Annotated in this window: 3 protein-coding genes; 2 read left to right on the top strand and 1 reads right to left on the bottom strand. The window is 73.0% G+C overall.

What is annotated here, in order from left to right; all coding sequences use genetic code 11:
- Window positions 1-120: 120 nt before the first annotated feature.
- Window positions 121-1,569 (bottom strand): argininosuccinate synthase, encoded by a 1,449-nt coding sequence (gene argG / locus DQW06_RS28685; protein ID WP_013154492.1) that lies wholly within the window; start codon window positions 1,567-1,569, stop codon window positions 121-123.
- A 241-nt stretch (window positions 1,570-1,810) separates the two neighbouring features.
- Here argG and DQW06_RS28680 point away from each other — a divergent pair, with 241 nt between their 5' ends.
- A complete protein-coding gene (locus tag DQW06_RS28680; RefSeq protein WP_117199650.1) occupies window positions 1,811-2,551 on the top strand; it encodes a class I SAM-dependent methyltransferase in 741 nt (246 codons plus the stop codon).
- Between the two features lie 192 nt (window positions 2,552-2,743).
- On the top strand, window positions 2,744-3,151 hold the full coding sequence (locus tag DQW06_RS28675) for a MerR family transcriptional regulator (protein WP_019611193.1): 408 nt from the start codon (window positions 2,744-2,746) through the stop codon (window positions 3,149-3,151).
- The last annotated feature ends 155 nt before the right edge of the window (window positions 3,152-3,306 follow it).

The following is a 3,306-nucleotide window of genomic DNA, read 5'->3' as shown; positions in this document are numbered from 1 at the left end:
CCCCGGCGGCGGGTCGGTCCGGGGGGCTCCACGGCCGGTGCGCGGACCGGTCCCGCGGATCGTCCCCGCACCGTAGCCCGGCCGGTCCCCGCTCGCTGGAGCGCGGACCGGAGCCGGGCCTCAGTCGTTGCCGGACTCCATGGCGGCGTGGTCGAGCAGGTCGTCGCTCTCGGGGGCCTGGCCTCGGGAGGCGATCGCCTCGGCGCCGCCCTCGGGCATCGCGCCGATCAGCCCGGTCGAGGCCGCCTGGGCGGCGCCGATCGACGTCGGGTGCGAGGTGCCGACCATGCCGACCCTGGAGTACTCCTCCAGCTTGGCGCGGGAGTCGGCGATGTCGAGGTTGCGCATGGTCAGCTGGCCGATGCGGTCGACCGGGCCGAACGCGGAGTCCTCGGTCCGCTCCATGGACAGCTTGTCCGGGTGGTAGCTGAACGCCGCGCCGGTGGTGTCCATGAGGGAGTAGTCCTCGCCGCGCCGCAGCCGCAGGGTCACCTCGCCGGTGACCGCCGTGCCCACCCAGCGCTGGAGGGCCTCGCGCAGCATCAGCGCCTGGGGCTCCAGCCAGCGGCCCTCGTAGAGCAGCCTGCCGAGCCGTCGGCCGTCGTTGTGGTAGCTGGCGAGGGTGTCCTCGTTGTGGACCGCGTTGACCAGCCGCTCGTAGGCCGCGTGCAGCAGCGCCATGCCCGGGGCCTCGTAGATGCCGCGGCTCTTGGCCTCGATGACGCGGTTCTCGATCTGGTCCGACATGCCCAGGCCGTGCCGGCCGCCGATGGCGTTGACCTCGTTGACCAGGTCCACGGCGGTGGCGAAGGTCTTGCCGTTGACGGTCACCGGGCGGCCCTGCTCGAAGCCGATCGTGACGTCCTCGGGGGTGATCTCGACCTCGGGGTCCCAGAACCGCACGCCCATGATGGGCTCGACGATCTCGATGCCGGTGTCGAGGTGTTCGAGCGCCTTGGCCTCGTGCGTGGCGCCCCAGATGTTGGCGTCGGTGGAGTAGGCCTTCTCGGTGCTGTCCCGGTAGGGCAGGCCGTGGGCCAGCAGCCACTCCGACATCTCCTTGCGGCCGCCGAGCTCGTTGACGAAGTCGGCGTCCAGCCACGGCTTGTAGATCCGCAGGGAGGGGTTGGCGAGCAGACCGTAACGGTAGAACCGCTCGATGTCGTTGCCCTTGAAGGTGGATCCGTCGCCCCAGATCTGCACGCCGTCCTCGAGCATCGCGCGCACCAGCAGGGTGCCCGTGACGGCCCGCCCGAGGGGGGTGGTGTTGAAGTAGGTGCGGCCGCCGGAGCGGATGTGGAAGGCTCCGCAGGCCAGCGCCGCGAAACCCTCCTCCACCAGCGCCTCCCGGCCGTCCACCAGGCGGGCGCCCTCGGCGCCGTAGGCGGTGGCGCGGCCGGGGACCGAGGCGATGTCGGGTTCGTCGTACTGGCCGATGTCGGCGGTGTAGGCGTACGGGACGGCGCCCTTGTCGCGCATCCACGCGACCGCCACCGAGGTGTCGAGGCCACCGGAGAAGGCGATACCGACGCGCTCGCCGACGGGGAGGGAAGTGAGTACCTTGGACATGGAAATAAGTATGCGCCCTTATGAATGAGCATGCAATCTGGGGGACCGCATGTCGGTGTGGGATACATCCCTGACCTGGCGCGCGGGGCACCGGGGCCGGGGCCCGCTCCCCCCACCCTGCCCGGGACCGGGGCCGCCCGACCGGCGACGCGCCGGACGCTCCCGGGCGGTCGCGCCCCGCGCCCGCGGGGCCGCGGGAAAACCGCGTGCGCCCCAGGGGAGCGCGGGTTAGCGTTCCGGGATGAGCGCACGGGAGAACCACTTCGCGGAGAGCGTCGCGGCGACCTACGACGAGTCGTCGGCGGAGATGTTCGAGCCCGCCGTCCTGGATCCGGCCGTGGACCTCCTGGAGGAGCTGGCCGGTGGCGGCCGGGCCCTGGAGCTGGGGATCGGCACGGGGCGCGTCGCGCTGCCGCTGGCCCGCCGCGGGGTCGCGGTGCACGGCATCGACCTGTCCGAGGCGATGGTCGAACGGCTGCGGGCCAAGCCCGGCGGCGACGCGGTCGGGGTGACGGTCGGCGACTTCGCGACGACCCGGGTGGAGGGCGCGTTCTCCGTCGCCTACCTGGTCTTCAACACCATCATGAACCTGACCACGCAGGACGAGCAGGTGGCCTGTTTCCGCAACGCCGCCGACCACCTCGAACCCGGGGGTCACTTCGTCATCGAGGTCTGCGTCCCCGACCTGCGCAGACTGCCGGAGGGCCAGGACGCCGTGCCCTTCCACGTGGGTTCGAACCGGCTGGGGTTCGACGTCTACGACGTCGCCACGCAGGCGATGAGCTCGCACCACGTCACGGTCGCCGACGGGCGCGGCACGTACCGGGAGGTCCCCTTCCGGTACGTGTGGCCCGCCGAACTCGACCTGATGGCGCGGCTCGCCGGGATGCGCCTGCGCGACCGGTGGGACGGGTGGACCCGGGACCCCTTCACCAGCGCCAGCCGCCAGCACGTCTCGGTCTGGGAGAAGCCCGTCGGCTGAACCCGGGGCGCGACCGGTCCGCCTGACGCGGGCGCACCGCGAGGTCCCGGTGTTCCCGCCGGACCGACAACGGCTTTACGGAGGGGGCGCGTTCGGCGGGGGCCGGCTCCGCAGAAGGCCACCGCGCCCGGCGGCGGGCCGCGCCCCGCCGGAACCGCCGTTAGAGTCGAGTGGACGAGAGGGGGTGCCGCGATGTCCGGGGCGCAGCACATGCAGATCGGCGAGGTCGCCGAGCGGACCGGCCTGTCCCTGCGCACGATCCGCTACTACGGCGAGGTCGGCCTGGTCGAGCCCTCCGCGCGCTCCCGCGGCGGCTTCCGGCTCTACACCGAGACGGACGTGGACCGCCTGAACCTCATCAAGCGGATGAAGCCGCTGGAGTTCAGCCTGGAGGAGACCCGCGAGCTGCTGGAGGCCGTCGACCGGCTGGGTTCGGCCGAGACCGGCCCCGAGGAGCGGCGGGCCCTGAGCGAGAGGCTCGACGCCTTCGAGGCGGCCATCGTCGCCCGCTGCCAGGCCCTGCGCGACCAGTTGGCGATGGCCGAGGAGTTCGCCGAACGGCTGCGCGAGCAGCGCGCCCGGGACAACGCCACCGCCTAGCGTCCGCCGGGGCCGAACGGCCAGCGTTCCGGGACGGGAACCCGCTCCCCCGGCCCCCGCATCCGGGTCACCGCACGCCGCCACCGCTCCGGGACGGAACCCGCGCCCCGCGCACGAGCCGGGGACCGGGGCGTGCCGCCGCGGCCGTGGAACAC

The sequence above is a fragment of the Nocardiopsis sp. TNDT3 genome, from assembly GCF_003427465.1.
In the GTDB taxonomy this organism is placed as follows: Bacteria; Actinomycetota; Actinomycetes; order Streptosporangiales; family Streptosporangiaceae; genus Nocardiopsis; species Nocardiopsis dassonvillei.
Note: the sequence above shows the minus strand (reverse complement) of the source record. Positions and strands in the feature narration are given on the sequence as shown.